Origin of the sequence: Pseudoalteromonas sp. BSi20311, from assembly GCF_000239875.1 — a bacterium.
GTDB lineage: Bacteria > Pseudomonadota > Gammaproteobacteria > Enterobacterales > Alteromonadaceae > Pseudoalteromonas.
In genome coordinates this window covers 1-2,616 of the sequence record NZ_BADU01000045.1, presented here as the reverse complement: position 1 = coordinate 2,616, position 2,616 = coordinate 1, and the positions used below count along the sequence as shown (strand labels likewise).

The window sequence follows — 2,616 nt, the reverse complement described above, 5'->3', positions numbered from 1 at the left end:
GCGTATTCTCATGACTTTGATCACCGATTCTCATCAGCTTTGATCGCTTGATTTATCATTTTGTAGAGCCATTTTTAAATTAACTTAACTGATCATCATCAGTCAATTCATTTAACTGTTTTCGTATCGATTCTCCTTTTAAATTCAACTTAATTGCACCATGAATCAGCCTATCTAAAATAGCATCAGCGTGCGTTGATTCGCCGATCATTTGGTGCCAGTTTTCCTGTGGTAACTGACTAATGATGATGTGTGATTTATAACCATATCTAGCATCGATTAATTCAAGTAAGTCGCTTCGTTGCTGAGCACTGAGTGGCTCTAGCCCCCAATCGTCTAAAATAAGTAAGTCGTATTTAATGAGTTTACCCAATAATTTTCGATAACTGCCATCGGCCTGTGCTAGAAATAGACTTTCAAGTAATTCTTTTAATCGAATATAGAAGACACTTTTTCCTTGTAAACAGTGCTCGTGACCCAAGGCACACGCGAGGTAGGTTTTGCCACAGCCTGTGGCGCCTGTAATTAATATATTCTGATGTAAACCCAGCCAGGTGCTTTGGCTGAGGCTGCGTATTTGTGCTTTATCTAGATTGCGCTTCGGCGAGTAAATGAGTTGATTTAACTGACCCGGTACGCGGAATTTTGCTTGTCGCACCAGTCGCTCTATTTTTCTTTGGTTACGCGTATCAATTTCATGCGTTAGCAATAAACTGACGCGCTCTATAAAGCTTTGTTCTTGATATAGGTTTGGCTGTTCAAGCTGCTGCTTGAGTGCTTGCTTTATACCCGATAACTTGAGCAATTGAAGTTGCTGATTAATTGTTTCTATCATGTTTACATTCCTTAATGGTAGTAATCTGTGCCACGTATGTTGCTGTGTGTAATTGGCTTTTCTGGCTCTGTTTGGAGTGTGGGTAATGGTTGTTGGTCTAACCCTTTTTGCAGCATTTGCTTAATAGATCTGTGTGTGGTCGTATTCATGCAAATTGCTCGGTAACATGCTCGCTCGAGGCGTTCTTTTGAATACGTTTTAGCTAAACTTAATACCCCTAAACAGGTGCGATAAGCTTGCTCTGGATGACGTTTGCTATTAAGCAATAATTCAACGACTTGATGAGTATAATCACCGATACTCAATGCCCATGAGCGTAAATTTATCGGTGACTGCTCATGCTGTTTTTGATGCGCCTTTGGCATATGATGTGTCTGTGTCGTATGTCCGCCTAAACGGTTTGAGCGAGGATGCTGTGCTATTAAAGTGCCGTCATAATAAAGCTGCACGAGTTGATTGGATATGTGTGCGCGTAATTGTTTTTTAACCCACAGATAAGGCACGCTGTAGTAATGTTTTTCTATTTCAACATGGTAATCAATATGCACACGTACTGTTTTGATTTGTGTATATTGATAGGGCTTTTCAGGCAATGGCTTTAATGCGTTTTTATCCACCATATCAAATAGCTGTTTGCGTGATTGTTGATATTGCTTCATCACCTTATTGTTCATCATATCCAGTAGCTTTGCTATTTCATGATTGAGTTGCGCTAAGCTGTGGAAGGTTTGGTTACGTAAGCGTGCCATGATCCAACGCTCAACAATTTGTACGCCGACTTCAGCCTTCGATTTATCTTTGGGTTTATAAGGTCTAGCCGGAATGACAGCAACGTTAAAGTACTCGGCTAACTGGTGGTACGTCGGATTTAAATCAGGCTCGTAGCGACAGGTTTTACTGACAGCACTTCTGAGATTATCGGGAATAACAACGTCAGGAACGCCGCCTAAAAATTCAAAGCAACGCGCATGACTCATTACCCAATCTTCAAGTTGCTGACTATACGTTGCTTCAGCATAGGTATAATTTGATGCACCTAGTACAGCAACGAATATCTGAGCAGTGCGCTTTTCTTGTGTCGTCGGACAAGTAATGGTAATTGTGGGACCACAATAATCCACAAACAGCTTTTCACCCCCTTTATGCTGCTGACGCATTGAGAGTCGCTGGGTACCTAACCATTGTTTATAAGCTCGGCAGAAGTGACTGTAGCTGTAATAAGGCTCACCCACTTTTTCAAGTAACTCATCAAATACGAGCTGTAATGTTAGGTGTTTATGTTGTTTTAAGTCTTTATTGATATTTAACCAGTCAGGCGTTGAGTGTCTTTTTTTACGCGTTGAGAAGCGCTTGAGTTTGGTGTTGAAAAATGTATTTTGCTGTTTATCCTCTGGTATTGGCCATTGATTTAAGCCTAACTCATTGGCCTTTTTAAGGTAATTAGCCACAGTACCAGGTGAAATATTTAAACTTCTGGCAATCTCTCGATGGGATAATTGTGCTGAGTACTTCAGCCGTAAAATGGAATGTAATTTACTCATAGATATAGGTCTTGTTGTCATTGTTGTTATCCTCATCAAACGATTAAGATAACGGTTTAACACACCTACAAAAATGATAAAACGTGAACTCGGTTACGAGTGGTATTAAGCTTTGATCGGCAAAATCATTAAGAGCATAAATGTGATCATTTACAAGTGATTTTAGTGATCAAAGCTTAATGAGAATAAGCGATCAAAGTTAATGCAATTGGGTGATCAAAGCTGGAGAGAATATGCAGT

General features: G+C 40.0%; 2 protein-coding genes. Both read right to left on the bottom strand.

Annotated features, from left to right (window positions below; translation table 11 throughout):
- Positions 1–79: 79 nt before the first annotated feature.
- Positions 80–835, bottom strand: coding sequence for an IS21-like element helper ATPase IstB (istB, locus tag P20311_RS04080; RefSeq protein ID WP_008109993.1), 756 nt, complete (start codon positions 833–835; stop codon positions 80–82).
- A gap of 11 nt (positions 836–846) precedes the next feature.
- Positions 847–2,397 carry an IS21 family transposase gene (gene istA, locus P20311_RS04075; RefSeq protein ID WP_008109991.1) on the bottom strand — a complete coding sequence of 517 codons (1,551 nt, stop codon included), beginning with the start codon at positions 2,395–2,397 and terminating at the stop codon, positions 847–849.
- Positions 2,398–2,616: the final 219 nt, after the last annotated feature.

Bases quoted from the DNA above. Each gene is read 5' to 3' on its own strand.
- istB (WP_008109993.1), bottom strand. From the start codon at position 835: ATGATAGAAACAATTAATCAGCAACTTCAATTGCTCAAGTTATCGGGT.
- istA (WP_008109991.1), bottom strand. From the start codon at position 2,397: ATGACAACAAGACCTATATCTATGAGTAAATTACATTCCATTTTACGG.